Below are 24,437 nucleotides of genomic sequence, written 5' to 3'. Positions count from 1 at the left end.
GTATTTCTTGTCAATCGCCCTTAAAAAAATGACATTTGAGTGTCAGACTATGAGATTTTTTCATCATAAAATCTCCATACCAATTATGACAGACATACACTTGAATGTCTTTAAAGGGTCAAGATAAAATCAATTAATACAACAAATTAATTATGAAAAATTTATTGAACATTGGAAGAAGTTTAAACACTACTGAGTTAAAAAGTATTACTGCTAGTGCTGGAATAACTTTCACAACGCCTGGCGATGATTGGCCATGCAGTGCCTATGAATGTCCTGGTGATACGGTATGTACTGTAGATGGTTATTGTATATCACCTGGAGGTGGTGGTGGAGGTGACATCTGTCCTGAAAATCCAGGGATGCAGTGTTAAATAGAGATCATAAAATTTAGCATTTAAAAGGGTCTACCTCATAAATAAGTAGCCCCTTTTATAATGAATAATATAATTGTTTCAATATTCTAAAAGAACTTATATATCTAGCTTGACAAGCTATTAAATATTAACAATTCTCTTCCGTATGGTGTTGACTATTACAAGATCTGCACCCTGATAAAAAGGCATTACAGGTTAAAGGGCAATCTTCAACAGGATCACTCTTTGAGTTAGTCCCTCCACATATACCTGAACCTCCTTGTATCCTATCTGCGTTAGTTAATCTTGAAATTGTGAGCTTTTTTAAAGATAACTTCTTTAAAGATGTTGATTTTTTCATAATAGAAATCAGTGTTAAATTAATAAAATAGTATGAAGAGTTATACTACAGCATCATCTCTTCTTTTTCGATATTTTTAATTTTTTTTATGTAGTAGGAAGGTGAAATACCTGTTTTCTTTTTAAAAGCAGTTGAAAAAGAATCTGCCGAATTAAAACCAGCTTCTTCTGCAATCCCCATCATTGTATACCGTTGTAGAGTCGAATTTACTTTTAATTCCTTTAAAATAAATTCTATACGTAAATCATTGATATACGTTATAAAAGTTTTCCCTTTATATGTATTTACAATCTTAGACAAATACTTTGTATTGGTGGATAATTTTCTAGCTAAGGATGTTATGGTTATTGAATTCTTTAAAAATCCTTTTTTTGATTCAAATACATCTAGCTTATTTAATATATCTTTTACCAATTGAACATCAATAGTAAGTTTTGATGTATTTGGGATCTTATCAAAATCTTTTTCTTGTTTAGCTGTTATATCTATCTCTTTAATTATATTTTCAAATCGTTTCTTATACTTCTTATTTTTTAGATATTGTAATAGAAATAACCCGATAGCTAGAACTAAAACAATTGCGAGAAGGATTTTCTCTAAAGATAACTGCCTATTTTTATTTTTTAAACTTTCAATTAGTTCTTGTCTGCTTTTTAAAAGTCTAGGTGTATCAAACTCTGCATTTAATTGATTAGAAACGGTTAAATTCCTAGTAGTAATTACTTCATTAAAATGAAGTAGTTTACTTTGAAAATACGATTGCTTCTTATAATCATCTTTAGCTTTATAATTAGCTATCAATGTCGTATAGGCACCTTTTACTTCAGCAATACTAAAATCATATTTGGTTACTAAAGAATCAACTTTTAGAAAATAGTTTTCTCCCATTTTACGATCACTTGATTGTATCATCTCACCTAAGTAATAATTTGCAAGCGTATAATATTTCAATTCATATTGAGAGTTAAAATTAACATGAGACATTCCATCTCTTAATAATATCTCTGCTGCTTCTTTTTCATTTTTATGATACAAGTTTATTCCTTCATTAATTAAAGCTTTACTCAATCTTAAAGGGTACTCTTCTCTTACTCTTTTTATAACCTTTTCATAATAATAAGAAGCCGAATCATATTGTTTATTATATCTAAAAGATTCAGAAAGGCCTAATGAAGATTCTAAAATAGATAGTTCTTTTTCATCATCACTTGATTGATCTAGGTAGAAACACTTTCTATATATAGCTAAAGCTTCCTTATACTTTCCAATATCTAATTTGATTTTACCAATATTATCTAATGCATTTACCTCATAACTTTTAATTCCTTTTTTAATAGATAAATTCAACACTGTTATGTATTGCTGTAATGCTTTTTCATAATCGTAACGCACATAATAATATATTCCGAGAGAATTATATGAAGGAATAGCATAAGTAGAATCTACAGCATTACTTTCTGCTATTGATTCTTGTATATAATTAAGTTTTTCTTCATCATTAATTGCATAAGAAGACAACCTGATTAATCCATGAGATTTAGCAATCTTATCATCATTAATAATAGCTTTAGCAATTAAGGTATTTAAATATATTCTAACTAGTGTAGTATCATTTCTGTTCTCTAAAAAACGATCATTTAAATACTTATAACTCTTTCCTTCTAAAGAATCGGGTATGTGTTGTGTTTCATCTTGTGCGTTGCTGCTAGTGTATAAGCATAATAAACTCCAGAATATAAAAGATCGAATTTTAATGAAACACATAAATGTTTGTTTTAGGGGAGCTTATTTTTCTCTAAAATAATGAAATCAAAAATATACACGTACTATAAAGTAGTTATCTAATCTTTTTTAAGGAATATACTTCTTTATATCTAGTATACGCTTTCGCGAAAGCGTACCCATCCTGAATAACAAAATTCAAAAGATAAAATATTAAAAATCAGCATCTACATCTTATAAAGATAAATGTTCTGCTTATAAACTGTAGGATATAATAGTCGTACCGCTGTTTTTTTACCATCAGTTATCTATTTGACTCAAAAAGAACACAACACACTAAAAACCAGCTATTTAAGCATGTTTTTAAATACTGAAATTCCGCGAATTCCTGTAAATTTTTCTTGTAATGCCATATTAAAAAAGGGATGTTTGAGTGTAAGACCATGGTATTTAACACAATACCATGACGTAGATAAATTACACAGACATACATCTTGAGTGTCTTTAAAAGTTCAAGATTTTAGTAATCATAAACAAGTAAAGCATGAAAAATTTATTAAAAATTGGAAGAAGCTTAAGTAACGCTGAAATGAAAAACATCACAGCAGGTTTTGGTGAAGTTATTATATCTGATGGTTCATCTGGAGGATGCGGAATAGGTATTGGAATAAGTTGTCCTGATGGTCTAGTATGCGAAATCACTACAGAACAATGTATAGTGCCTGGAGGAGGAGACTATCCTGGAGGCGGTGGAATCTGCCCTGAAAATGTTGGGATGAATTGTGACTCTCCAGTCTAATAAAGTATTAACTTATAAGTAGGTAAACACCTTTTGAAGTAAATCTACTTTTTACAAACAATGAAATTATGAAAGACTTATTAAAACTAGGAAAAATCCTAAACGTTATAGAGCAAAAAGAAATCCAAGGTGCTCGTCGCCCATTCATAGGTAGTGGTTGCGCTCCGTCTTGCCCTTCAACATGTGCTTCTTTAGGCGGTATATGCGTCCCATGTTCTGATATATTTGGATCTGGTGAAGAATGTAGAATATTCTAGTAGTAAAAAATTAAACAGACATAAAATCTGAGTGTCTATAAATGATCAGGTAGTAAAAAACAATCAATTAAAATTTTAAATATGAAAGATCTATTGAGAATTGGAAAAACTTTAAGTATAGAAGAACAAAAAGGTATTGATGGAGGTTGGGATCCAAATTGCGGCCGTGTAGCATTTTGCGATTGTAGCAATCCTCCTTCTGGATGTCCACACATTTGTGTAAACTGCTAATAACAAAAAGTAAGGTCGTATTATTTAGTTTATTACGACCTTACTATTTATAAAAATATACTAATCTCCATCTGTAATAAAATGATAAGATCCAAATAATTCTTCTGTTGGTCTTCCCCAATTTTGGGGTTTTGATGCGATACCTTTTCCACCTCTTACTTTTAACTCTTCTATACTAGATAATGCTTGCTCTTGAAAAGCTGATACTTTAGTTTTCATATATATACTTTTAAAATTCATTCCTTAAATCTATAAAAACTACACGCTAATTAAAATAGTTATTTCATATAAGAGCGTATGAATTACAAATGTGTAGTATACCACCTCAAAAGTGTATTAATAAAATAACAAAATTGACACCTCCTAGTATTCATTTTGTAAAGGAGAGATCAAAGATTTCTACTATCACCATATTCAAGAGAAAGAAAACATACCCTAATGATAACCTATAAAATTCGGAATCAAAATTTTAAAATTCATTAAGGATTTGTAAAATCTCACGTTAAGATTCTGTAAAATCAATAACATAAAATCAACCTTTTTATAAACTAGAATATATAATGAGATAACAGGGTTTATACATACTGAAATTAATTTTATGACCTCATAATTAATCAACTGTATTAAATCAAAAAAACTCATGAAAAATTTCAAATTATTCTTTTTTAAAATCTTTCTATTTACTGCTATAGCATCTTTTACTATAGGTTGTGAAGATGGAGAAGACGGTCTTAACGGAACTGACGGTGTAGATGGTCAAGATGGTGTAGATGGGCAAGACGGTGCTGATGGTGAAGATGGTGAAGATTTTGTTATGGAAGAGACTATCTTTGCTGACAAATCTCCTACGCCACCTTTAGTTGCAATTACTCCTCAGTTCAATTATGTAGAAGCATATTCATTAATTTCAACTCCTGATGTAATTGGAGGTGACTTCCAACTTGCAGGATCTGCAGATGGGGCAGGTTTCTTAGTAGATGGTGATGAGTATATATTTGTTACAAACTGTGAAGACAGCTATGCAGTTGCTCGTATCCGTTTAGATGAAAATCTTATTCCGATCTCAGGAGATTACTTATTAGATTCTGGAGTAGCAGATTTTGCAAGACAATGTTCTGCTACTATGTGGGAAGCAGATATCCATGGAGGTTCTCAAGATATCTTTCTATCTGCATCTGAAAGCATTAGTAATGATGTAAAAGCAATAGACCCGCGTGTTACAACTCCAACACCACAAGCTGATTTCGGATTAGACGCTTTAGGGGAGTTTTCTTGGGAAAATGCAGTGCCACTTCCTCAAAATGCATATCCTAATGCTACTGTTATTGTAGGTGGCGATGACGATTCAAGTGGATCTGAAGGGCAAATTACAATGTATTACTCTACTAATGGCGATGACGATTTTGACAATGGGAGTATTTATGTATTACGCTTAAAAGAAATATCTGACGGTACTGGAGGTGTAGAAGATGTAGTTGCAAATACTCAATATAATGAATCTTCATTAGACTTCGGAAATACGTATGAGATAGAGTTTGTAGAAATTCCAAATGGAGCATCCCTTACTAAAAATGAAATGGAAGATGCTTGTAATGATGTATTTGCTTCACAATTTATGCGTGTAGAAGATGTAGATTATCAAAAAGGAAGTGACGTAAATGGAAGAAATATATTTGTGGCTGTAACTGGAAGAGGTCCTGGCCAAGGAACTTATAATGACTGGGGAACGGTTTACAAGTTAGAATTAAACCCAACAAATCCTCTAGAAGGTACTATAACTCAAATCGTAAGTGGTAATACAGATACAAATAATGCAGACGGAAACCTTCCTGAATTACAAAGTCCGGATAACATTACTGTAACAGAAAATTTTGTATACATACAAGAAGACCCTAATTCTTTTGATAGAGGGCATGCAGCTTACATTTATCAAACAGATATAAATGGAAACAATCCCTCTGTAGTTCTTGAACTTGTAGTTCGTATGGATCTTGCACAAGATAATAGTACTGGACTAAATGGAGAATTTGGTGCTCTTATAGATATCTCTGATAAAATAGGAGAGCCAAATACATTCCTACTTAACATACAACCTCATTACTGGAGAAGTGATGACTTTGCAGGATTAGACGGACATATCAATACTGTAAATGAAGATAATCAAGCATCCCAAGTAGTTATTCTTCGAGGTTTACCAAGATAAAATTAGCCTTATCAATTTATTTTTAGTATTCCACTAAGCAACCCTCATTTTAATTGAGGGTTGCTATCTTAACATCAATACCATTCTTATTATGCACCGTGTAATATCCAAATCACAACCCTATCTAATTCTTCCAAGTTTACTTTTTATAAGCATTATAACTGGAATCTTTTCTTGTAAAGAACAAATGAAAGACAGCTCATATTCGCTAGCATTAGAGCCTAATTGGCAAGATACACGTACTACTATTTATTTAAAAGAAATTAATACAGCTATTACACTATTGGATAGTTTACAACATATTCCAGATAGTGCTACAAAAGCAAAAAAAATATTTAAAGAAGTTCGTGTTGCTTTTAAAAAAGCTGAACCCTATGCTTCCTATCTTAACCCTGAAGTAGGGCACCGTGTAAATGGTCCTGCATTACCTATTTACAAAGAAGATAATGGAAAAATACTACCTCCTATAGGTTTACAAAAAATAGAAGAGAGCATTTATGAAGGGGTCACTAATCCAAGGCATTATCAAAACGAATTAAAAACTACACTTGGTTTATTAAATAGCCTTAAAAAAAGTATTGAGAAAAGAGAACTTACAGCCCAACGATACTTCATTGCAACGCATCAGCAACTGTTCCGTATTTTAAGTTTCTCTATCTCAGGATTTGACACCCCAGTAAGTCAATTAGGAATTCAGGAAAGTGCGATTTCATTACAAAATCTATATGATAGTTATACGGTTAGCATTCAGAAAATTATTCAAGATAAAAACAACGATCTGGATAGACGCTTTTCTAAACAAATAGAATCTGCAATTACTTATACAGCAACTCATACTGATTTTGAAAATTTTGACCGATACACATTCATCAGAGAATATTTAAATCCTGTTATACGCTCATGGGTCAATATTAGAAAAGCTTCTCAATTATGGGAAGGAACCCATACACAACCATTTAATTTTGATGCGCCAACCTTTTTTGAAAATAACAGCTATAACATTTCTTTTTTTACCTCTGGAATCAATAAAAACACAACTGAGACACAAATCACATTAGGTAAAAAACTATTTTTTGATAAGAATCTATCATCTACGAAAGAAATGGCGTGTGCTACTTGCCATATTCCATCTAAAGGCTACACAGATGGACTTATTGTAAATAAAAATAATACAGGAGGGAATTTAAAAAGAAACACCCCTACATTAATCAATACAATATTCCAGCAAAATTTCTTTTGGGATGGTCGTTCTCAAACCTTAATTGATCAAGTATCCTCTGTATTTACTAATAGTGAAGAGTTTGACTCTAATGTTCATACATTTTCAAAAGACATTTTACAAGACGCAACATACATAGCCCTTTTTGAAGAAGCCTATGGAGGTCTTTCTAATCGTAATACAGATGTTGTAAAAGCTATTTCTTCATACGTATCGACACTTAATGGATTTAATTCAAAATTTGACCGAAATATGAGAGGGGAAGAAAATACATTTACTCAAAGTGAAAAAGATGGTATGAATTTATTCATGGGAAAAGCACTATGCGCTACCTGTCATTTCATTCCTTTAACCAATGGAACCGTTCCTCCTTTTTTTAAAGAAACAGAAAGAGAAGTCATAGGTGTTCCAAATACTGCAAGAAATACAACTCTTGATGATGATTTAGGATACTATTGGAAATTTAATGAACCCCTGCATAAAGGAATGTTTAAAACTCCTACCGTACGTAATGCTACTTTAACTGCTCCTTATATGCACAATGGTGTTTATAATACATTAGAAGAAGTAATAGATTTTTATAATAAAGGAGGTGGCGGTGGTCTAGGCTTTGAACTAGAACATCAAACTTTACCTTTTGACCAATTACAGTTAACAGACCAAGAACAACAATCACTTATCGATTTTATTAAAACATTGACAGATGATCAAGTAGATCGCTATTAAATTAAATTGTATTTTAGAGTATCACTAGTTTTCATACACTATGAAACTCTTATACACATGTTTATTAATTAGTATCACTTTGTTTGCTACAGTGGCATGTCAATCTCATAAAGAGATTCAGAACACACAAATAAAAACAGATACACTAGATCTTGGCTATATGTACTGGGCCAATGACTTTACACCTTTTGGTTTTGGATCTCGCTATAGCCTTATCATAGTAGGTACCGTAACCCAAATAGAAAATCCTGCTGAGGTTGCTGAAGATGCTATTTATACTTCTGTAGAAGGGCATATTGCAATAGAAGAAGTAATCTTAGATTCAAAATCACATAACAGAGATATGAATACCATAGGAAGTATCTCCACAGATTGTTTTGAAGGAACAAATCTCTCAAAAGGAGATCAAGTTCTTGTATTCTGTGTATCCTACGAAGGTGATTATGCAATAACTGGAAGACAATCTATCATAAAAATACCTACAAATAATAGACAATACATTACATCATTAAAAAAATACATCAATGCCTCTTATGACCCTAGAGTCATAGAAAAAGATATTGAATTATGGAAAAAAGTAGCAGTAGGAAATGCCTTAGAAAATTATATTAAAGAATATAATGAGTACCATAAAAAGAACTAAAAAGCAAGCTCATGAACAGGTGCGTGATCTTCTTTAAACTCAAATAATTTAGAGTAATCCATCACATTAGTCACACCATCAAGCATACATAAATAAGAAATAGTTTTTGAAAGCCCTTCAAACAATAACTCTTTATCATTAGGATTAGAAGGTTTTACACCTTTATGGTTAAGAGGTAAAGAATATCCGCATGCTTTTAAAAAAACAGCTTCTATCTGTAACAACTCTTGCGGTGTATACCCATTAAATCTCCTTCCTAGCCCTTGATGTACTTTCCCTATATAATTTAAAAGCACAGAACCATGTGCATCAGAAAGATGCTTCCAAGCCTCGCTATTATTTAGAATATTCCCAACCGCACAGGATTTGCAACATTCAGGATGCAACATATCAGTATGAAAAGCAGTATACAATTTTGTAATCGCTTGTTCTAATCTTTTAGGCGTATACATAACTCTATTTTTATAAGATTAAAATACTACATATCCTCTTAATAACCATAATAATTAACACTCTCTTCTAATGTTTTTTTATTGAATACGCTTTCGCGAAATTGAACCTGTGAGATTCACGACCATAGGAAGAGCGAAGCATTAAAGCATGTAAAACCTCATTCTCATCACATGACAAGTATTATAGGAATTATTGACAGACAAACAATGTATAACCCACTATAAAACAGAGATGAAAGGTAATTTTAATATTTTTAACAGAACAAGGTAGGAACTTTTGACATTGAGTTGTTATTTTAGTAAGACATTTACAGATCAAAACCTTTTTAACACTTTAGCATTATAATGCATATAACAATAACATTTTATATGTTATATTATCAGTGATAAAGAAGTTTAATCAACTATAAACTATAACTAAACTTTTCAAAACTACACCAATTATGCGTACGTATCCTTTTGTACTCACAATGATACTTTTTACATTATTATTATCCTGCGGAAACGACGACAATTACACTCCTATGAGTGAAACAGATGATGATCCTATGATGACAGATGATGATGGAGGTGCTACTGATATGGGAGTTACCATTGATTTAACTGCTGTTCCCTTTAACACCCTATCTGAATATGGTTTTTTTGAAGGCAACTTGGCAAATCTTGCTCCAAATGAAGGAGTACTTGAATATTCTCTTATCAATAAACTATTTTCTGATTACTCTATAAAAAAACGATTTGTATGGATGCCTGAAGGCGTAAGCGCTACCTATGACGCAGATGATAAATTGTTAGTTTTTCCTGTAGGTACCATTCTTATAAAAAACTTTTTTTATGACAATGCACTCCCTTCAAACTCAAGACGTATTTTAGAAACTCGACTTCTTATTAATACTACAGATGGTTGGGAATTTGCAGATTATATATGGAATGAAGCCCAAACAGAAGCTACTTATAATCTTGATGGTAGTAATGTAGATGTTATGTGGGAATTAAATGGAGAGACCAGATCTGTAAATTATAGAATTCCAAATGTAACCGAATGTCAAACATGTCATAAAACGGGAGACACCTCCATTCCTATTGGTCCAAAACCTCAAAACCTCAATAGAGATTTCACGTATACAGACGGTACTACCTCAAACCAATTAGATAAATGGATTGAAGAAGGGTATTTACAATCTGCTCCTGCAAATATAAATACACTTATAGATTGGGAAGACACAAGTGCCCCCTTAAAAGATAGAGTTCGTAATTACTTTGAAGTAAACTGTGCTCATTGTCATATAGATGATGGACATTGTTCTTATAGACCTATACGTCTAGATTACACATCATCACTTCTTGATGAAAATATAGGTGTATGTGTTGAACCTGATGAAGATTTAGGAAATGGACTTACACACATTATACGTCCTGGAAATATACAGAGATCTACCCTTTATTTTAGATTAAATACAACAGCCGAAGAAGCTCGTATGCCGTTATTAGGTAGAACACTTATACATGAAGAAGCAGTAACATTATTAGAAGAATTTATCAATGAATTAGATATAGAATGCGAATAGACTAAACTAAACTAAACCAATTATGAGAAAACTACTACTTTACACCTCATTGTTATGCTTGCCTTTTGCAATGTATGCACAACAAGACTGTGCAAATGCAATTGCTGTAGCAGCTGGAACACATACTGTAGACGGTATTGATGGAGAAGCTCCAACACCTGTCTGTACTACAGAAACAACAGATCCTGCAAGTAATGGAGAATGGTATATCTATACCGCCCCTGCTGGAGATGATGTATACGTAACCGTAACTTCTGATCTAGAAGTAAACTCTGGAGGAGATACCCGTGTACAAATATATACAGGTGACTGTGATAATTTAAATTGCCTTATAGGCGATGATGATGCAGGAAATGTTGGGAATGGATTTTTGTCTGTAGCTTCATTTCAAGCAACGGCAGGAGAATCTTACTATATCGCTTGGGATAATAGATGGTCTTCAGCTGGTTTTGATTTTGAAATCAATGAAGCCGATGAACCACCTCCAGGACAAATTACTTTTACAGCACAAGGCACTTCTACAAGCGGATCTAGACTAGCAATGGTAGATATGAACGGGGATTATCTTGATGATCTGGTTTCTGTATCTGCTACAAACATAAATATCAATTACCAACTGGAAGCTGGTGGTTTTGATTCTGTAAATATAAATACTACACCCGCAGACTATACGCCTTCATGGAGTCTTGCTGTTGGAGATATAGATAGCAATGGATATAATGATCTTTTATACGGAGGTGGTAGTGGTGTCACATTTATGATGGCAAATGAAGATGGTACAGCATATACTGAAATATCTGGACCAGAATATGTCTTTTCTCAACGTTCTAACTTTGTAGATCTTAATAATGATGGTCATTTAGATGCTTTTGTATGTCACGATGTTGCTCCTAATGTATACTACATTAATGATGGAGAAGGAAACCTCACTTTCTACCAAGGAGCAGATCCAGATGGAATTCCTTCTGGTTTAGGTCTTGTCGCAAATGGAGGTAATTATGGTACTGTATGGATTGATTATGATAATGATCGTGATATGGATCTCTTTATTGCAAAATGTCGTGGAGGAAATACTCCTGCAAAAATTAATCAGTTACACAGAAATAACGGAGATAACACCTTTACAAATGTAGCTGGAGATGCTGGTGTAAATTTAGCTGACCCAGTACAAACATGGTCTTCTGCTTGGGGAGATTATGATAATGATGGAGATATGGATGGATATATTGGTGCTAGTTCTACTTCAGATGGACCTACAAAGTATATGCGTAATAATGGAGACGGAACTTTTACAGATATTTCTGGTTCTGTAGATCTATCTAATACTCCTTTAGGTATTGAAAATGCACCTGCCGATTTTGATAATGATGGACACATTGATATATTTTCAAATGGACAAATTCTCCTAAATGGAGGTGACGGATTATCTTTTGAAACTATCACACAAACAGTACCTCAAAGTGGTGCAATAGGTGATGCAAATAATGATGGATTCCTTGATATTTTTAGTAATGGTCTTTTCCTAAACAATGGAAATGATAACAATTGGATTAAAATTGTTACTGTAGGAGACGAAAGTAATTTAAATGGTATTGGGGCGCGTGTAGAAATAACCTCTCCTGGATTAGGAACTCAAATTAGAGATGTAAGAAGTGGTGAAGGATTTAGATATATGAGTTCGCTCAATACACATTTTGGTCTTGGTCAAGATGAAGAAATCGAAACCGTAACTGTATACTGGCCTTCTGGGTTAATTTCTTTAGTAGAAGATCCTGATATTAATGATACACTTATTATTTATGAAAGTGAAGCCCTAAGTATAGATGAAATCACTACTGGAAATGATCTAAAAGTTTATCCAAATCCAGCAGATAATGTTATCAATCTAGAAACATCAATTCAATTAAATAATGCTATCTACTCTGTATTTACAGTAGATGGAAAGCGTGTAATGAATGCTAAACTTGGTGACACAAAAACAATAGACGTTAGTGGCCTCGCTACAGGGAATTATTTTATCCGTATTCTTCAAGACAACACAACATATGTGCAACAATTTTTGAAAAAGTAAAATAACAAATACGGTTTAACAAAAAAGCGTGCTATTAAGCACGCTTTTTTTTATATCTGTTATATCTATCTTTAGGAAATCATGAAATAAAAAATTATTCTTCAACTTGATATCCTTGAGCTATCCATTGCGATATACCTCCTTTTAAATCATATACTTTCTCAAAACCTGCTGCTTCTAGCAAAGAAGCACATTTGGCACTTCTTCCACCTTTTTGACAATATACATATACAGGTTTTTTTTTATCTAACGTTGCAATCTGAGCTTCCCAATCATCTCCTTGATATACGATGTTTTTAGCATTTTTAATATGGTTAGAAGCATATTCGTTACGTGTACGCACATCAATTAATTGTACAGACTCTTCCTTAAGCACCTCTCTCATTTCTTGAACAGAAATAACTTCAACACGTGGTGTAGTAGACTTCTCTTTACAAGCTACAATAGCTACTAAAAAACATATAGATAAAAGAATACGCATCTTATTAATCTTCTAATTCTTCTGCCCAAGCGGTATAACCCCCTAACATATTGTAGGTGTTTTCAAAACCTAATTGCCCCATAATAGCACATGCTTGACCACTACGGTTACCAGAACGACAATAAATATAATAGTTCTTTGCTGTATCTAATTTTTTAACTTCTTCTATAAAGCCTTGTCCTAAATATATATCGATGTGATGTGCATTCTCAAGAGCGCCTTCATCAACTTCGTCTTGTGTGCGAACATCTAAAATCACTGCATTATCATCGTTTGCTATAAGTGATTTCCACTCTTCTACTGTTATATCTTTCATTCTGTTAATTTAATTGTTCCTAATTCTGTTTTTTTAATGGCTCCATACCCACCTAATACATTTACCATATTAATTCCTTGAGATCGTACAATAGAAGCATATATTAATGATCTATAACCTCCTGCGCAATGTACATGATAGGTCCTTGAAGGGTCTAAATCCTTACTGTTTGTATGGACTTCATCTAAAGACATGTGTGTTATTCCATCTATATGACTCGTCGCAAATTCTCCATCTTTACGTACATCTATTGGATATGCAATACTACCGTTAGATAATCCATCTATAAACTCTTGTGCTGTTACCTCTTGTGTCTCTACCACTTCTTTTCCTTCCGAAATCCATGCCTCAACACCTCCTTTTAAATAGCCTAAACTATGATCATAACCTACTCTTGAAAGACGTGTTGCCACTTCTTCTTCTTTCCCTTGTTCGGCAATGACTATAATTTTTTGGTTGATATCTTTCACCACTGCACCTACCCACGGAGCAAATTGCCCACTCAATCCTATAAACCAAGCTCCTGGCAGAGACGCTTTCGCGAAAGCGGAAACACTTCTTGTATCTAAGACTAGCACATCTTCTTGCAATGCTAATGCTTCAAATGCTGACACTGAAAGAGGGGTTGTTCCTCTTTCTATAATGGTATCAAAGTCTGTATTTACTCGTTTATTCATAGCTACATTTTCAGGAAAATAGCTAGGAGGTGCACTTAAGCCCGTTACTAACTCTTTAATAAAGTCTTCTTTATGTAACTTAAATGCGTAATTCGTTTCTTTTTGATTTCCTAGAGTATCACTGGTTTGGCTACTCATATTTTTACCACAAGCAGAGCCAGCTCCATGTGCAGGATATACAATAATATCATCTGACAATGGCATGATACGGTTATGTAAACTATCGTATAAATGTCCTGCTAAATCTTCTTTGGTAAGATCCGATTTTGCAGCGAGATCCGGACGCCCTACATCCCCTATAAATAAAGTGTCGCCTGTAAAAAGTGCTTGTTCTTTACCTTCTTCATCACGTAATAAATAACATGTAGATTCCATGGTATGCCCAGGTGTATGAATAACTTCTATTTGAAGTGCGCCTACCTCAAAAATTTCTCCATCCCTTGCTCCATGATAATCATAGGCTGCTTTTGCATTAGGACCAAGTATTACAGTAGCACCTGTTGCTTTTGCTAAGTCTACTTGACCACTCACAAAATCTGCATGAAAATGAGTAAGGAATACATATTTAATAGTGCTATCATGATCTTTAGCAAGATCAAGATAAGGTTGCACTTCTCGTAAAGGATCTATAATGATAGCTTCTCCTTGAGAACTTATAAAATAAGCCCCTTGAGCTAAACATTTTGTGTACATCTGTTCTAAGATCATAAGCACGCGTAGTTTGGTACAAATTTAAGGAAATAAAATAGGGAGATACAAAAAATCGAAACTTGATTAAGTTTCGATTTTTAATTATTTAGAAAGAATCAATCGGTTATGCTTTTATAGAACAACCTATTGCTTTTGTTTCTGTTACTTTAATTGTTTTTCCAGATAGTAATGCATCTACTGCATTTTCAAGATACTTCACTTTTACAGCGCTAGCATTTCTAGAATTATCATCAATAGCGCCTATATATTTTACTTCATTCCCTTTAGGTGTTTTTTGAAGTAAGTATACATGAGGTGTCTTTGTTGCTCCATACATAGGATATACTTTCTGTCCTTCATCAACAAGATAAGGGAACGTAAATCCTTTTTCTTTTGCTCTTTGCTTCATTGCTTCAAAACTATCACCAGGTTTTGATGCTGGATTATTAGGATTGATAGCAATAACAGGATATCCTATATTTTTATACTTTGCATCTAATGCAATAATACGGTCTTCATTAGCCACCGAGAAAGGACAGGTATTGCACGTAAAAATAACAATGAACCCTTTTGCATCTGTATAATCTGAATAGGATACCATCTTCCCATCAATATTTTTCAAGGAAATATCATCAGCAATATCCCCAACTCCATATCCACTTCCTACTATTTTATTTGGGTTGATTGATCTTACAACAAAAGCTGATAAAATCACTACAAAAGCAACACCAGTTAAAATTTTTAATGTTTTCATAAAAATAATTTAAGCTCTTTTTCTAGCGTATCATAGGTGAAAGATTGCTCATGAAAAGAACGTTTTTCATCGTTATATATAATCGTTGCAGGAATAGCACCAGACCAATTTACATCTACTTTTGGTATCCAAGTGTTAGCATCCCCATCGTCTAAAAATACTACTTCTGATTGAATATTCCACTTTTCAATGAAATGAGTAAGGCGTTCTATCTGCTCAGGGAAATCTAAACTTACCAAAATTACCTTCACATCTTCCGTATCATATACAGCTCTTAACTCTTCAAAATGCGGTAATTCTTTAACACATGGCTTACACCAAGTAGCCCAAAAATTCACCACATGCACCTCTGCTTCAGAAGTTTCTAGATACGCCTCTAATCCCTCATAATCTACTGTTATAAATGGCGTATCTTCTTCTAAATTTTCAAAAGAAACAATCTCTTGGTTTCCACCTTTGCAACTTATCAAAAGTAATAACCCTATGAATGTATAAAATTTCATTACTACAAAAGTATAGTACTGCTTGTATTTTCTATGTGCTATTAACAAACTTTAGGAGTTATTCGTTAAAAAATTGTTGCATTGGTTTCTTCAATGCTTCAAATTTTTAAAAAATTGTTAAATATTCCAAATAGAAATAAAGAATATATTACATTTGTATATACAACAATTGTAATGACAATAGAGGAGATCATACAAACTAAGACATTACCGCTTTCGCGAAAGCTAACGATTAACCTTTTATATTCAGCAAATTGGGCAAATGATATCATTACAGAAGCCATCAAACCCTTTGACATATCGTTGCAACAATTTAATGTACTTCGTATTTTAAGGGGGCAATGCAATCATCCAGCAAATCTTTCTACCATTAATTCTCGTATGGTAGCGAAGACCAGTAACACCACTCGACTCGTAGATAAATTAATTACTAAAGGATATGTAGAGCGTACTATCTGTCCTTCAAACAGGAGAAAAGTAGAAATTACAATTACTCAAAAAGGAATGACTATTTTAGAAACTATAGACCCTGTAGTAAACAATGCCGAAAAGAAAGTTACCCATCAATTAAACGACAATGAGCTGGAGACGCTCAATAAACTACTCAATAAACTTAGACAATAAATATTTAAAACAAAAAAATGAAAACTAAACTATTTACAGCAATTTTAGCACTTATCGTTACAGGAGCTTTTGCAACAAACCCAATTAAAAAAGAAGTAAAAGTAAAAGAAGGGACAATTACTTGGACTGGAAAAAAAGTAACGGGATCACATACAGGTACTATTGAGTTACAGGAAGGAACACTTATTATGGAAGGAAATGAACTCGTAGGAGGAAGTTTTACCGTAAACATGACTTCTATTCAAGTAACAGATCTAGAAGCTGGAAAAGGAAAAGAAAAATTAGAAGGACATTTAAAAACTGATGAATTTTTTGGTGTAAATAATTTTCCTACTGCAACATTTGTAATTACTGAAGTTGCCAAAAGTGGTAATGGATACAGTGTTGTTGGAAATATGACTATCAAAGGAATTACACAATCTATGAAAATTCGTATGAGTATCAATGGAAATTCAGCTTCTACAAATCTTACAGTAGATCGTACAAAATATGGGATCACATACGGTTCTGGAAGTTTCTTTGACAATTTAAAAGACAAAGCCATTAATGATAACTTTGAACTTGCTATAAATTTAAAGTTTTAATTATTTTTAATGTAAGGATTGCAAAAGCCTTGAGACTATTTTTCAAAATTTAGTATCAAGGCTTTTTTTATTTAAAACAGCTTCCTATATTTACACTCTAAATGAGAAACAATACAGTACATACTTGGTGGTGGAATACGAAACAAACGTTATCGTAAGAAGCTCCTATGTATTTAAAATATATTAAAAGCCTGTCTTACGACAGGCTTTTTCATTTTTATAAAAGTATATGCAATGACATACGTATTAAAAACATATTCAAAAAAACTACTAGCAGATACCATTACGCCTGTATCTGTATACTTACGTTTGCGCGACCGTTTTCCCAATAGTTTACTTCTAGAAAGTAGTGACTATCATGCAAATGATAATAGCTTTAGTTACATCTGTTGTAATCCTATTGCTTCTATAAAAGTAGATCGAGATGAAATTGTACAACAATTCCCGGATGGTAATACTACATCTCAAAAAATTACTCCAGAAACTGACGTTGTTGGTGTTTTGGACGCTTTCGCGAAAGCGTTCTCAACAGAATCATCCGATTTTAAATTTATAAATAATGGTCTTTTTGGATACTTATCTTATGACGCTGTGCATTTTTTTGAAGATATAGAAATCACAAAAAAAGAACAGGATTTAGCAATTCCAGATATGTATTATGCGGTGTATCAAAACATCATTGCGATTAATCATTTTAATAATGAAGCCTATATTTTTTGTCATACTACAGCAGCACAAGATAACATTGCACAAATAGAACAATTATTAAAAGTTAAAAACTTTGCTGAGTATAATTTTAATCGAGAAGGATCACCAGATACTAATATCTCTGATCAAGATTTCAAAGGACTCGTAGAAACTTGTAAAAAACATTGCCAACGGGGAGATGTTTTTCAAATTGTACCTAGTAAGCGATTCTCTCAACAATTTAAAGGAGATGAATTTAATGTATATAGAGCCTTACGTAGTGTAAATCCATCTCCTTATCTCTTCTATTTTGACTATGGGGATTTTAAAATATTTGGTTCTTCTCCAGAAGCACAACTTATTGTGAGTGATGGAAAAGCAGAAATTCACCCTATTGCAGGCACATTTAAACGTACTGGAAATGATGAACAAGATGCACAACTTGCAAAAGAACTCGCTGTAGATGAAAAAGAAAATAGTGAACATGTAATGCTTGTTGATCTTGCTCGTAATGACCTCTCTAGAAATGGACATGGCGTACAAGTAGAAACCTATAGAGAAGTTCAATTTTTCTCACATGTGATACATCTGGTAAGTAAAGTAACTGCTCAGAAACATGCATCTTCTAGTACACTACAAGTAGTAGCAGATACATTTCCAGCAGGAACTTTGAGTGGTGCTCCAAAACATATGGCGATGCAATTATTAGAAAAATATGAAAATCGTAATCGCACATTTTATGGAGGTGCAATCGGTTTTATGGACTTTGATGGCAATTTTAATCATGCGATAATCATTCGCTCTTTTTTAAGTAAAAACCATGCATTACATTATCAAGCTGGAGCTGGAATTGTTTCTGGTAGCGATCCAGAAAAAGAATTACAAGAAGTATATAATAAATTAGGTGCTTTGACAAAAGCACTAGAACTTGCTGAAGAGATCTAATATATCTTCAGTATATGACCTAAAAATAAAATAGATGAAAAAAGTACTCGTTATAGATAACTATGATAGTTTCGTATATAATCTAGTGCATTATTTAGAAGAACTAGACTGTACCGTAATAGTGAAGCGTAATGATCAATTTCATATTGATGATTGTGAAGACTATGATAAGATTTTATTATCGCCTGGACCAGGTATTCCAGAAGAAGCAGGCTTACTGAAAGAAGTTATTCAAAAATATGCAGCTACTAAAAGTATATTAGGTGTATGTTTAGGACAACAGGCTATCGGAGAAGTTTTTGGAGGAACACTTATCAATTTAGATCAAGTATTTCATGGAGTCGCTACCCAAGTTGACATTACTCAAGATGACACCGTTCTTTTTAAAGGGCTAGATCACCAAATAAATGTTGGGAGATACCATTCATGGGTAGTTGCACAGGAGGGATTTCCAGAAAGCTTAGAAATCACTGCAGTAGATAGTACGGGACAAATTATGGGATTACGCCACAGAGTATATGATGTACGTGGTGTGCAATTTCATCCAGAGAGTGTATTAACTCCCGATGGAAAATCAATGATCAAAAATTGGATTAATAACTAATTAAACCCAAAATAATGAGACGTCTCTTTTTCTATGTAGTACTTAGTAGTGTGATTTTTTCTTGTGCAAAGGATACACCTAAAACACCTGAACCTCCTAAAGCACCTGAAACAACTTCAGAAACAAAAACACCTGAAATCCCAGAAGTATCTATAGAAGACTCTATCCCAGAACCTCCTCCCCCACCTGTAGTCAAAAAAGAGATTAAAAAACCTGCTGCAAAAAAGAAGAAAACGGATATTGTCAACAAAAAAAGAGAAGATTATAAATCCCTTATTTTTAATGTACAATTAGGGATTCATCCAGATAGAAAAAACTGGGTACTTTTTAAAAATGGAACTTATCTAATGTTTCCAAATAATACCGCAGAAAAAGATGCAGTAAGAGCTGCAAAAAAACTAATGTCTAGCTACAAAAGTGGTAGTGTAAACATTAATAAATCAGCTTTTGCAAAAGGATGGATCGCTTCTACAAGTACAGGTATCTATAACTATATAGATAGTAAAGAATTTGGGAAAGGAATTCCTAAACAAGAAAACATCCTTAAAAAAGGACAAGAAAATATAGTAGCAGATTCAAAAGAGCTAGAGATTATATATATCAATAGACCCAAAGAATAAAGGGTTATAGAATAACTAAAATAAGATTTCTGTCTTTACAGAAAACAACTATGAAAAAGATACTTAATAGACTTATACAACACGATGTTCTTTCTAAAAAAGAATCCCGTGAAATTTTAGTCAACATATCCGAAGGAAAATACAATCCAAGTCAGATTGCTGCTTTCCTTACGGTATATATGATGCGTAGCATTACAGTAGAAGAATTAGAAGGATTTAGAGATGCGTTACTAGACCTATGCCTCTCTGTAGATTTCTCTGACTATAACACCATAGATTTATGTGGTACAGGTGGTGATGGGAAAGACACATTTAATATCTCTACCCTATCAAGTTTTGTTACTGCTGGCGCAGGCGCACACGTAACAAAACATGGAAACTATGGGGTATCATCCGTAAGTGGTAGTAGTAATGTCATGGAATATTTAGGCATTAAATTTAGTAATGATAAAGATTTTTTAAAACGATCTATGGACGAAGCGGGAATGTGTGTATTACACGCCCCTCTCTTCCACCCTGCTATGAAAAATGTAGCACCTATACGTAGAGAATTAGGAGTGAAAACCTTTTTTAATATGCTTGGGCCTATGGTAAACCCAGCATTTCCTAAAAATCAATTGGTGGGCGTTTTCAATCTAGAATTAGCTAGAATGTATGGATACCTCTACCAAAAAGGAAATAAAAACTTTACCATTTTACATGCATTAGATGGCTATGATGAGATCTCACTAACGGGCCCCACCAAAACCATTACAAACCTGACAGAAACTATGCTTACTCCAGCAGACTTTGGAGTAGCAGCACATACACAGCAAGATATTTATGGAGGAGATAGTGTAGAAGCATCAGCAAAGATATTTGTAGATGTAATTTCTGGCAAAGGGACAGCTCCACAAAACAATGTGGTATGTGCTAATGCTGGAATGGCGATTGCCACCGTAAAAGGATTAAGTCCGAAAGAAGGATTTGAACAAGCAAAGGAAAGTCTACTGTCTGGGAAAGCGCTAGAAAAATTAAAGAAATTACAGGAATTAAGTAAATAAAATACTAATTCCCTCTCCTCAGGGAGAGGGCTAGGGTGAGATGTAAACATGACAATATTAGACAAAATAATAGCCGATAAGCACAAGGAAGTAGCGCTAAAAAAACAATTGATCTCCACTAGACAACTGGAGCAGTATCCACTTTTTGATCGTGAGACGAGTTCGCTGGCTAAGGCATTACAACAAGGTTCTGGAATTATTGCTGAGCATAAACGAAGATCTCCTAGTAAATCTGTCATTAATCATAGCTTAAGTGTTCAAGACGTAGCACGAGGTTATGAAACTGCAGGCGCTAGTGGTATGTCTGTATTGACAGATGGAAAGTATTTTGGAGGTTCTTTAGATGATTTACTACTCGCTAGAGCAGCTACTCATTTTCCATTATTACGCAAAGAATTTATTGTTGATGAGTATCAAATTCTGGAAGCCAAAGCACATGGGGCAGATGCGATTCTTTTAATTGCTGCATCCCTTACTAAAGAAGAGATTGTTTCTTTTTCTGCTTTCGCGAAAGCGTTACACCTCGACGTACTATGTGAATCTCATAACAAAGAAGAACTCTTAAAATCTATTGTTCCTACGGTAGATATGTTAGGGATTAATAATAGAAATTTAAAGACCTTTGAAGTGAGTATCCAAACGAGTAAAGACTTGGTAACATTTATCCCTGACGATTTTGTAAAAGTATCAGAAAGCGGGATTAGCAATGTGAGTGCTATCAAAGAGCTACAACCCTACGGTTTTGAAGGCTTCTTGATAGGAGAAAACTTCATGAAAACGGACAATCCAGGAGAAAGTGCCACTACATTTATACAGCAATTATGATCTCAGAAAAACGTATCCCATTTAGCTATAAACGACTACGTTATTTTTTGTATATGGGTATAGCATGGACAACATTAGGTGTGATTATCTTAGTATTAATTCTTCTTCAACCTTTTTTTAAAGGTATCATCTTCGAAAGGGACTTTGGATTCTTACTAACATCTATTCCGTTTTGGAAAGTATTAATCGCAATAGGTGGTATACACATACTCTTCTGGTTAGTTTTTAAATTCAATGCATATGTTATCATTGATAAAAAGAGCATTACTCAAAATAAAATTTTATACCTAAATCGTCTCTTTTTTGATGAGATTGAACATATAGATGAATATGCAGGTGACTATACATTTTATGGAAAAAGTGGGAAAATCACTTTACGAAAAACAAGTTTTACACCTTATGATCATGATAGTATTAAAGAACTAGCTGAAAGATTAAATGCCGAAAAATAAGATACATAATAGCCATAAGAGTGAGATTCCCACCTCCGTGGGGCTCAAAGTTTGTGGAATGAAATACAACACGCAAGAAGTCGCTGCATTGCAGCCAGATTATCTTGGGTTTATATTCTATGAGAAAAGTCCGCGAAATTTTGATGGGGAAATCCAGATACTTCCAAAAAATATAAAAAAAGTAGGTGTATTTGTAGATGCTACGATTGCTTTCGCGAAAGCACAAATAGAAAAATACAACTTAGACATTATCCAATTACACGGAAGTGAATCTCCAGAGTATATAAAAGATTTAATAAGAGTTCTCATAGACTCCTCAGAAACATGGCCAGAAATCTGGAAAGTATTCTCTATTAAAGATTCCTTTGATTTTAAAAGATTAACTCCATATAAAGATCACGTAAGTGCTTTTTTATTTGATACCAAAGGAAAAGCCAAAGGGGGTAATGGATATACGTTTGACTGGAATGTTTTAAAAGACTACCCATTTAAAAAACCATTTATTTTAAGTGGCGGTATTGGATTAGAAGAAATAGATAACATAAAAGAAATCCTAGCGACCGATCTTCCTATTCTTGCACTAGATGTAAATAGTAAATTTGAAGATAGACCTGGACAGAAAAATATTGAAAATTTGACAACTTTCACTTCTCAACTCGCTTCCCTCCTAGAAAGGAGGGATTGAGGGAGGTGTAACACGAAAATATTATGATTACAGAAACATACCAAGCAGATGACCGAGGGTATTATGGTGATTTTGGAGGTGCATTTATTCCTGAAATGCTTTATCCAAATGTAGAAGAGTTACGCTCTCAATACATTCAGATCATGCAAGAACCTTCTTTTCAGGAGGAGTTCAATCAATTACTAAAAGATTATGTAGGGCGCCCTACACCTCTCTATTATGCAGAGCGTTTTAGTAAAAAATACAACACAAAAATTTACTTAAAACGAGAAGATTTATGTCATACAGGAGCGCATAAAGTAAATAATACGATTGGTCAAATATTAATGGCCAAACGATTAGGAAAAAATCGAATTATTGCAGAAACAGGAGCTGGACAACATGGAGTAGCAACCGCTACGGTTTGTGCTTTAATGGGATTAGAATGCATTGTATATATGGGTGCGATTGATATAGAACGCCAAGCCCCTAATGTAGCACGTATGAAAATGCTAGGTGCTACTGTACGTCCTGCTATGTCTGGAAGTAGAACATTAAAAGATGCTACTAATGAAGCCATACGTGATTGGATCAATAATCCTGTAGACACGCATTACATAATAGGATCTGTAGTTGGTCCACATCCTTACCCGGATATGGTAGCTCGTTTTCAATCAGTAATTTCGGCAGAAACAAAGAAACAATTACAGGAAGTAGAAGGACGTGAAAATCCAGATTATGTAGTTGCCTGTGTAGGTGGCGGAAGTAACGCTGCTGGACTTTACTACCATTATTTAGATCAACCAGAGGTGGGTATTATTGCTGTAGAAGCCGCTGGAAAAGGAATTGATACTGGCGAAAGTGCTGCTACATCGGCCTTAGGACGTGAAGGGATTATACATGGAAGTAAAACACTTTTAATGCAAACACCAGATGGACAAATTACAGAGCCTTATTCTATTTCAGCTGGATTAGATTACCCAGGTGTAGGCCCTATGCATGCTAATTTATTTAGAACAGGTCGTGGCGAATTTATCTCTGTAACAGATGATGATGCAATGCAAGCGGGTCTTGAATTGAGTAAGTTAGAAGGTATTATTCCTGCTATAGAAACCAGTCATGCACTCGCCATATTTGAAGAACGCACATTCAAACCTGATGACGTGATTGTAATTAATCTATCGGGACGTGGAGATAAGGATTTGAATACATATATCGAGTATTTTAAATTGTAAATTATTAAAACTTTTTTCATTTCCTCGAAGGCGAGCTGTGGGACCTGCCAGCAGGCAGATTCACGACCGTAGGAATGGCGAAACGTTAAAGCATAAGAGAACACACAACAGAATGAGATTTCCGC

26 protein-coding genes are annotated in these 24,437 nt (G+C 33.7%); 18 read left to right on the top strand and 8 right to left on the bottom strand.

Going from position 1 to position 24,437, the window contains the following annotated elements:
- Positions 1–152 precede the first annotated feature (152 nt).
- Positions 153–374, top strand: a complete 222-nt coding sequence (locus tag CHB80_RS17295; RefSeq protein WP_089372766.1) for a hypothetical protein — start codon at positions 153–155, stop codon at positions 372–374.
- A 388-nt stretch (positions 375–762) separates the two neighbouring features.
- Here the strand turns inward: CHB80_RS17295 and CHB80_RS17290 are convergent, their stop codons facing one another.
- The gene (locus CHB80_RS17290) at positions 763–2,481 is read right to left on the bottom strand and encodes a helix-turn-helix domain-containing protein (protein WP_089372765.1); all 1,719 of its coding nucleotides are present in this window, start codon (positions 2,479–2,481) and stop codon (positions 763–765) included.
- Between the two features lie 502 nt (positions 2,482–2,983).
- On the opposite strand from CHB80_RS17290, the gene CHB80_RS17285 reads away from it, so the two are divergent.
- Both CHB80_RS17285 and CHB80_RS24740 read left to right on the top strand, forming a co-directional pair.
- Positions 2,984–3,238: a hypothetical protein gene (locus CHB80_RS17285; protein WP_089372764.1), complete on the top strand. Its 255-nt coding sequence runs from the start codon at positions 2,984–2,986 to the stop codon at positions 3,236–3,238.
- Positions 3,239–3,576: 338 nt separating this feature from the next.
- Positions 3,577–3,726: a hypothetical protein gene (locus CHB80_RS24740; RefSeq protein ID WP_179218205.1), complete on the top strand. Its 150-nt coding sequence runs from the start codon at positions 3,577–3,579 to the stop codon at positions 3,724–3,726.
- A gap of 60 nt (positions 3,727–3,786) precedes the next feature.
- Here the strand turns inward: CHB80_RS24740 and CHB80_RS24735 are convergent, their stop codons facing one another.
- The gene (locus CHB80_RS24735; RefSeq protein WP_179218204.1) at positions 3,787–3,945 is read right to left on the bottom strand and encodes a hypothetical protein; all 159 of its coding nucleotides are present in this window, start codon (positions 3,943–3,945) and stop codon (positions 3,787–3,789) included.
- Between the two features lie 421 nt (positions 3,946–4,366).
- Between CHB80_RS24735 and CHB80_RS17275 the strand changes: the two genes are divergently transcribed.
- The 3 genes from CHB80_RS17275 to CHB80_RS17265 all read left to right on the top strand — a co-directional run bounded on the left by CHB80_RS17275 (position 4,367) and on the right by CHB80_RS17265 (position 8,517).
- Entirely contained in the window at positions 4,367–5,929 is a 1,563-nt protein-coding gene (locus CHB80_RS17275) for a hypothetical protein (RefSeq protein ID WP_089372762.1), read from the top strand.
- A 91-nt stretch (positions 5,930–6,020) separates the two neighbouring features.
- Positions 6,021–7,874: a cytochrome-c peroxidase gene (locus CHB80_RS17270; protein ID WP_089372761.1), complete on the top strand. Its 1,854-nt coding sequence runs from the start codon at positions 6,021–6,023 to the stop codon at positions 7,872–7,874.
- A 40-nt stretch (positions 7,875–7,914) separates the two neighbouring features.
- Positions 7,915–8,517, top strand: coding sequence for a hypothetical protein (locus CHB80_RS17265; protein ID WP_089372760.1), 603 nt, complete (start codon positions 7,915–7,917; stop codon positions 8,515–8,517).
- Here the strand turns inward: CHB80_RS17265 and CHB80_RS17260 are convergent.
- Positions 8,514–8,969 carry a Na(+)-translocating NADH-quinone reductase subunit F gene (locus tag CHB80_RS17260; protein WP_089372759.1) on the bottom strand — a complete coding sequence of 152 codons (456 nt, stop codon included), beginning with the start codon at positions 8,967–8,969 and terminating at the stop codon, positions 8,514–8,516. The genes CHB80_RS17265 and CHB80_RS17260 overlap by 4 nt on opposite strands.
- A gap of 443 nt (positions 8,970–9,412) precedes the next feature.
- On the opposite strand from CHB80_RS17260, the gene CHB80_RS17255 reads away from it, so the two are divergent.
- Together CHB80_RS17255 and CHB80_RS17250 are read left to right on the top strand one after the other, a co-directional pair.
- Positions 9,413–10,537: a hypothetical protein gene (locus CHB80_RS17255; protein WP_089372758.1), complete on the top strand. Its 1,125-nt coding sequence runs from the start codon at positions 9,413–9,415 to the stop codon at positions 10,535–10,537.
- Between the two features lie 22 nt (positions 10,538–10,559).
- On the top strand, positions 10,560–12,608 hold the full coding sequence (locus tag CHB80_RS17250) for an FG-GAP-like repeat-containing protein (protein ID WP_089372757.1): 2,049 nt from the start codon (positions 10,560–10,562) through the stop codon (positions 12,606–12,608).
- 94 nt (positions 12,609–12,702) lie between these two features.
- On the opposite strand, the gene CHB80_RS17245 is transcribed toward CHB80_RS17250, so the two are convergent.
- From CHB80_RS17245 to CHB80_RS17225, 5 genes are all read right to left on the bottom strand, one after another.
- Positions 12,703–13,089, bottom strand: coding sequence for a rhodanese-like domain-containing protein (locus tag CHB80_RS17245; RefSeq protein WP_089372756.1), 387 nt, complete (start codon positions 13,087–13,089; stop codon positions 12,703–12,705).
- A 4-nt stretch (positions 13,090–13,093) separates the two neighbouring features.
- Entirely contained in the window at positions 13,094–13,405 is a 312-nt protein-coding gene (locus CHB80_RS17240) for a rhodanese-like domain-containing protein (RefSeq protein WP_089372755.1), read from the bottom strand.
- Complete coding sequence (locus tag CHB80_RS17235; protein ID WP_089372754.1) at positions 13,402–14,790, bottom strand: MBL fold metallo-hydrolase; 1,389 nt, start codon at positions 14,788–14,790, stop codon at positions 13,402–13,404. Before CHB80_RS17235 ends, CHB80_RS17240 begins: the two co-directional genes overlap by 4 nt.
- Positions 14,791–14,896: 106 nt before the next feature.
- On the bottom strand, positions 14,897–15,526 hold the full coding sequence (locus CHB80_RS17230; protein WP_089372753.1) for a thioredoxin family protein: 630 nt from the start codon (positions 15,524–15,526) through the stop codon (positions 14,897–14,899).
- The gene (locus tag CHB80_RS17225) at positions 15,523–16,029 is read right to left on the bottom strand and encodes a TlpA family protein disulfide reductase (RefSeq protein ID WP_089372752.1); all 507 of its coding nucleotides are present in this window, start codon (positions 16,027–16,029) and stop codon (positions 15,523–15,525) included. Before CHB80_RS17225 ends, CHB80_RS17230 begins: the two co-directional genes overlap by 4 nt.
- Positions 16,030–16,203: 174 nt before the next feature.
- Here CHB80_RS17225 and CHB80_RS17220 point away from each other — a divergent pair, with 174 nt between their 5' ends.
- From CHB80_RS17220 to trpB, 10 genes are all read left to right on the top strand, one after another.
- On the top strand, positions 16,204–16,653 hold the full coding sequence (locus tag CHB80_RS17220) for a MarR family winged helix-turn-helix transcriptional regulator (RefSeq protein WP_089372999.1): 450 nt from the start codon (positions 16,204–16,206) through the stop codon (positions 16,651–16,653).
- Between the two features lie 17 nt (positions 16,654–16,670).
- Positions 16,671–17,237, top strand: a complete 567-nt coding sequence (locus tag CHB80_RS17215; RefSeq protein WP_089372751.1) for a YceI family protein — start codon at positions 16,671–16,673, stop codon at positions 17,235–17,237.
- 234 nt (positions 17,238–17,471) lie between these two features.
- The gene (locus tag CHB80_RS17210; protein ID WP_089372750.1) at positions 17,472–18,869 is read left to right on the top strand and encodes an anthranilate synthase component I family protein; all 1,398 of its coding nucleotides are present in this window, start codon (positions 17,472–17,474) and stop codon (positions 18,867–18,869) included.
- Between the two features lie 34 nt (positions 18,870–18,903).
- A complete protein-coding gene (locus CHB80_RS17205; protein WP_089372749.1) occupies positions 18,904–19,473 on the top strand; it encodes an anthranilate synthase component II in 570 nt (189 codons plus the stop codon).
- Between the two features lie 14 nt (positions 19,474–19,487).
- Positions 19,488–20,093 carry a hypothetical protein gene (locus tag CHB80_RS17200; protein WP_089372748.1) on the top strand — a complete coding sequence of 202 codons (606 nt, stop codon included), beginning with the start codon at positions 19,488–19,490 and terminating at the stop codon, positions 20,091–20,093.
- A 50-nt stretch (positions 20,094–20,143) separates the two neighbouring features.
- Entirely contained in the window at positions 20,144–21,136 is a 993-nt protein-coding gene (gene trpD / locus CHB80_RS17195) for an anthranilate phosphoribosyltransferase (protein WP_089372747.1), read from the top strand.
- A gap of 48 nt (positions 21,137–21,184) precedes the next feature.
- Positions 21,185–21,961 carry an indole-3-glycerol phosphate synthase TrpC gene (gene trpC / locus CHB80_RS17190; protein ID WP_089372746.1) on the top strand — a complete coding sequence of 259 codons (777 nt, stop codon included), beginning with the start codon at positions 21,185–21,187 and terminating at the stop codon, positions 21,959–21,961.
- A complete protein-coding gene (locus CHB80_RS17185) occupies positions 21,958–22,413 on the top strand; it encodes a hypothetical protein (RefSeq protein ID WP_089372745.1) in 456 nt (151 codons plus the stop codon). The genes trpC and CHB80_RS17185 overlap by 4 nt, the downstream gene beginning before the upstream one ends.
- 58 nt (positions 22,414–22,471) lie before the next feature.
- On the top strand, positions 22,472–23,098 hold the full coding sequence (locus tag CHB80_RS17180) for a phosphoribosylanthranilate isomerase (RefSeq protein ID WP_089372998.1): 627 nt from the start codon (positions 22,472–22,474) through the stop codon (positions 23,096–23,098).
- A gap of 23 nt (positions 23,099–23,121) precedes the next feature.
- Positions 23,122–24,312: a tryptophan synthase subunit beta gene (gene trpB / locus CHB80_RS17175; RefSeq protein WP_089372744.1), complete on the top strand. Its 1,191-nt coding sequence runs from the start codon at positions 23,122–23,124 to the stop codon at positions 24,310–24,312.
- The last annotated feature ends 125 nt before the right edge of the window (positions 24,313–24,437 follow it).

Source organism: Dokdonia pacifica (assembly GCF_900188275.1).
In the GTDB taxonomy this organism is placed as follows: Bacteria; Bacteroidota; Bacteroidia; order Flavobacteriales; family Flavobacteriaceae; genus Dokdonia; species Dokdonia pacifica.
The sequence above is the reverse complement of the archived record's forward strand: the minus strand, read 5'-3'. Positions and strand labels throughout refer to the sequence as shown.

Bases quoted from the DNA above. Each gene is read 5' to 3' on its own strand.
- CHB80_RS17260 (WP_089372759.1), bottom strand. From the start codon at position 8,969: ATGTATACGCCTAAAAGATTAGAACAAGCGATTACAAAATTGTATACT.
- CHB80_RS17265 (WP_089372760.1), top strand. From the start codon at position 7,915: ATGAAACTCTTATACACATGTTTATTAATTAGTATCACTTTGTTTGCT.
- CHB80_RS17185 (WP_089372745.1), top strand. From the start codon at position 21,958: ATGATCTCAGAAAAACGTATCCCATTTAGCTATAAACGACTACGTTAT.
- CHB80_RS17270 (WP_089372761.1), top strand. From the start codon at position 6,021: ATGCACCGTGTAATATCCAAATCACAACCCTATCTAATTCTTCCAAGT.
- CHB80_RS17245 (WP_089372756.1), bottom strand. From the start codon at position 13,089: ATGCGTATTCTTTTATCTATATGTTTTTTAGTAGCTATTGTAGCTTGT.
- CHB80_RS17250 (WP_089372757.1), top strand. From the start codon at position 10,560: ATGAGAAAACTACTACTTTACACCTCATTGTTATGCTTGCCTTTTGCA.
- CHB80_RS17290 (WP_089372765.1), bottom strand. From the start codon at position 2,481: ATGTGTTTCATTAAAATTCGATCTTTTATATTCTGGAGTTTATTATGC.
- CHB80_RS17225 (WP_089372752.1), bottom strand. From the start codon at position 16,029: ATGAAATTTTATACATTCATAGGGTTATTACTTTTGATAAGTTGCAAA.
- trpB (WP_089372744.1), top strand. From the start codon at position 23,122: ATGATTACAGAAACATACCAAGCAGATGACCGAGGGTATTATGGTGAT.
- CHB80_RS17235 (WP_089372754.1), bottom strand. From the start codon at position 14,790: ATGATCTTAGAACAGATGTACACAAAATGTTTAGCTCAAGGGGCTTAT.
- CHB80_RS17210 (WP_089372750.1), top strand. From the start codon at position 17,472: ATGACATACGTATTAAAAACATATTCAAAAAAACTACTAGCAGATACC.
- trpD (WP_089372747.1), top strand. From the start codon at position 20,144: ATGAAAAAGATACTTAATAGACTTATACAACACGATGTTCTTTCTAAA.
- CHB80_RS24735 (WP_179218204.1), bottom strand. From the start codon at position 3,945: ATGAAAACTAAAGTATCAGCTTTTCAAGAGCAAGCATTATCTAGTATA.
- CHB80_RS17215 (WP_089372751.1), top strand. From the start codon at position 16,671: ATGAAAACTAAACTATTTACAGCAATTTTAGCACTTATCGTTACAGGA.
- CHB80_RS17285 (WP_089372764.1), top strand. From the start codon at position 2,984: ATGAAAAATTTATTAAAAATTGGAAGAAGCTTAAGTAACGCTGAAATG.
- CHB80_RS17275 (WP_089372762.1), top strand. From the start codon at position 4,367: ATGAAAAATTTCAAATTATTCTTTTTTAAAATCTTTCTATTTACTGCT.
- CHB80_RS17200 (WP_089372748.1), top strand. From the start codon at position 19,488: ATGAGACGTCTCTTTTTCTATGTAGTACTTAGTAGTGTGATTTTTTCT.
- CHB80_RS17295 (WP_089372766.1), top strand. From the start codon at position 153: ATGAAAAATTTATTGAACATTGGAAGAAGTTTAAACACTACTGAGTTA.
- CHB80_RS17230 (WP_089372753.1), bottom strand. From the start codon at position 15,526: ATGAAAACATTAAAAATTTTAACTGGTGTTGCTTTTGTAGTGATTTTA.
- trpC (WP_089372746.1), top strand. From the start codon at position 21,185: ATGACAATATTAGACAAAATAATAGCCGATAAGCACAAGGAAGTAGCG.
- CHB80_RS17240 (WP_089372755.1), bottom strand. From the start codon at position 13,405: ATGAAAGATATAACAGTAGAAGAGTGGAAATCACTTATAGCAAACGAT.
- CHB80_RS24740 (WP_179218205.1), top strand. From the start codon at position 3,577: ATGAAAGATCTATTGAGAATTGGAAAAACTTTAAGTATAGAAGAACAA.
- CHB80_RS17220 (WP_089372999.1), top strand. From the start codon at position 16,204: ATGACAATAGAGGAGATCATACAAACTAAGACATTACCGCTTTCGCGA.
- CHB80_RS17180 (WP_089372998.1), top strand. From the start codon at position 22,472: ATGAAATACAACACGCAAGAAGTCGCTGCATTGCAGCCAGATTATCTT.
- CHB80_RS17205 (WP_089372749.1), top strand. From the start codon at position 18,904: ATGAAAAAAGTACTCGTTATAGATAACTATGATAGTTTCGTATATAAT.
- CHB80_RS17255 (WP_089372758.1), top strand. From the start codon at position 9,413: ATGCGTACGTATCCTTTTGTACTCACAATGATACTTTTTACATTATTA.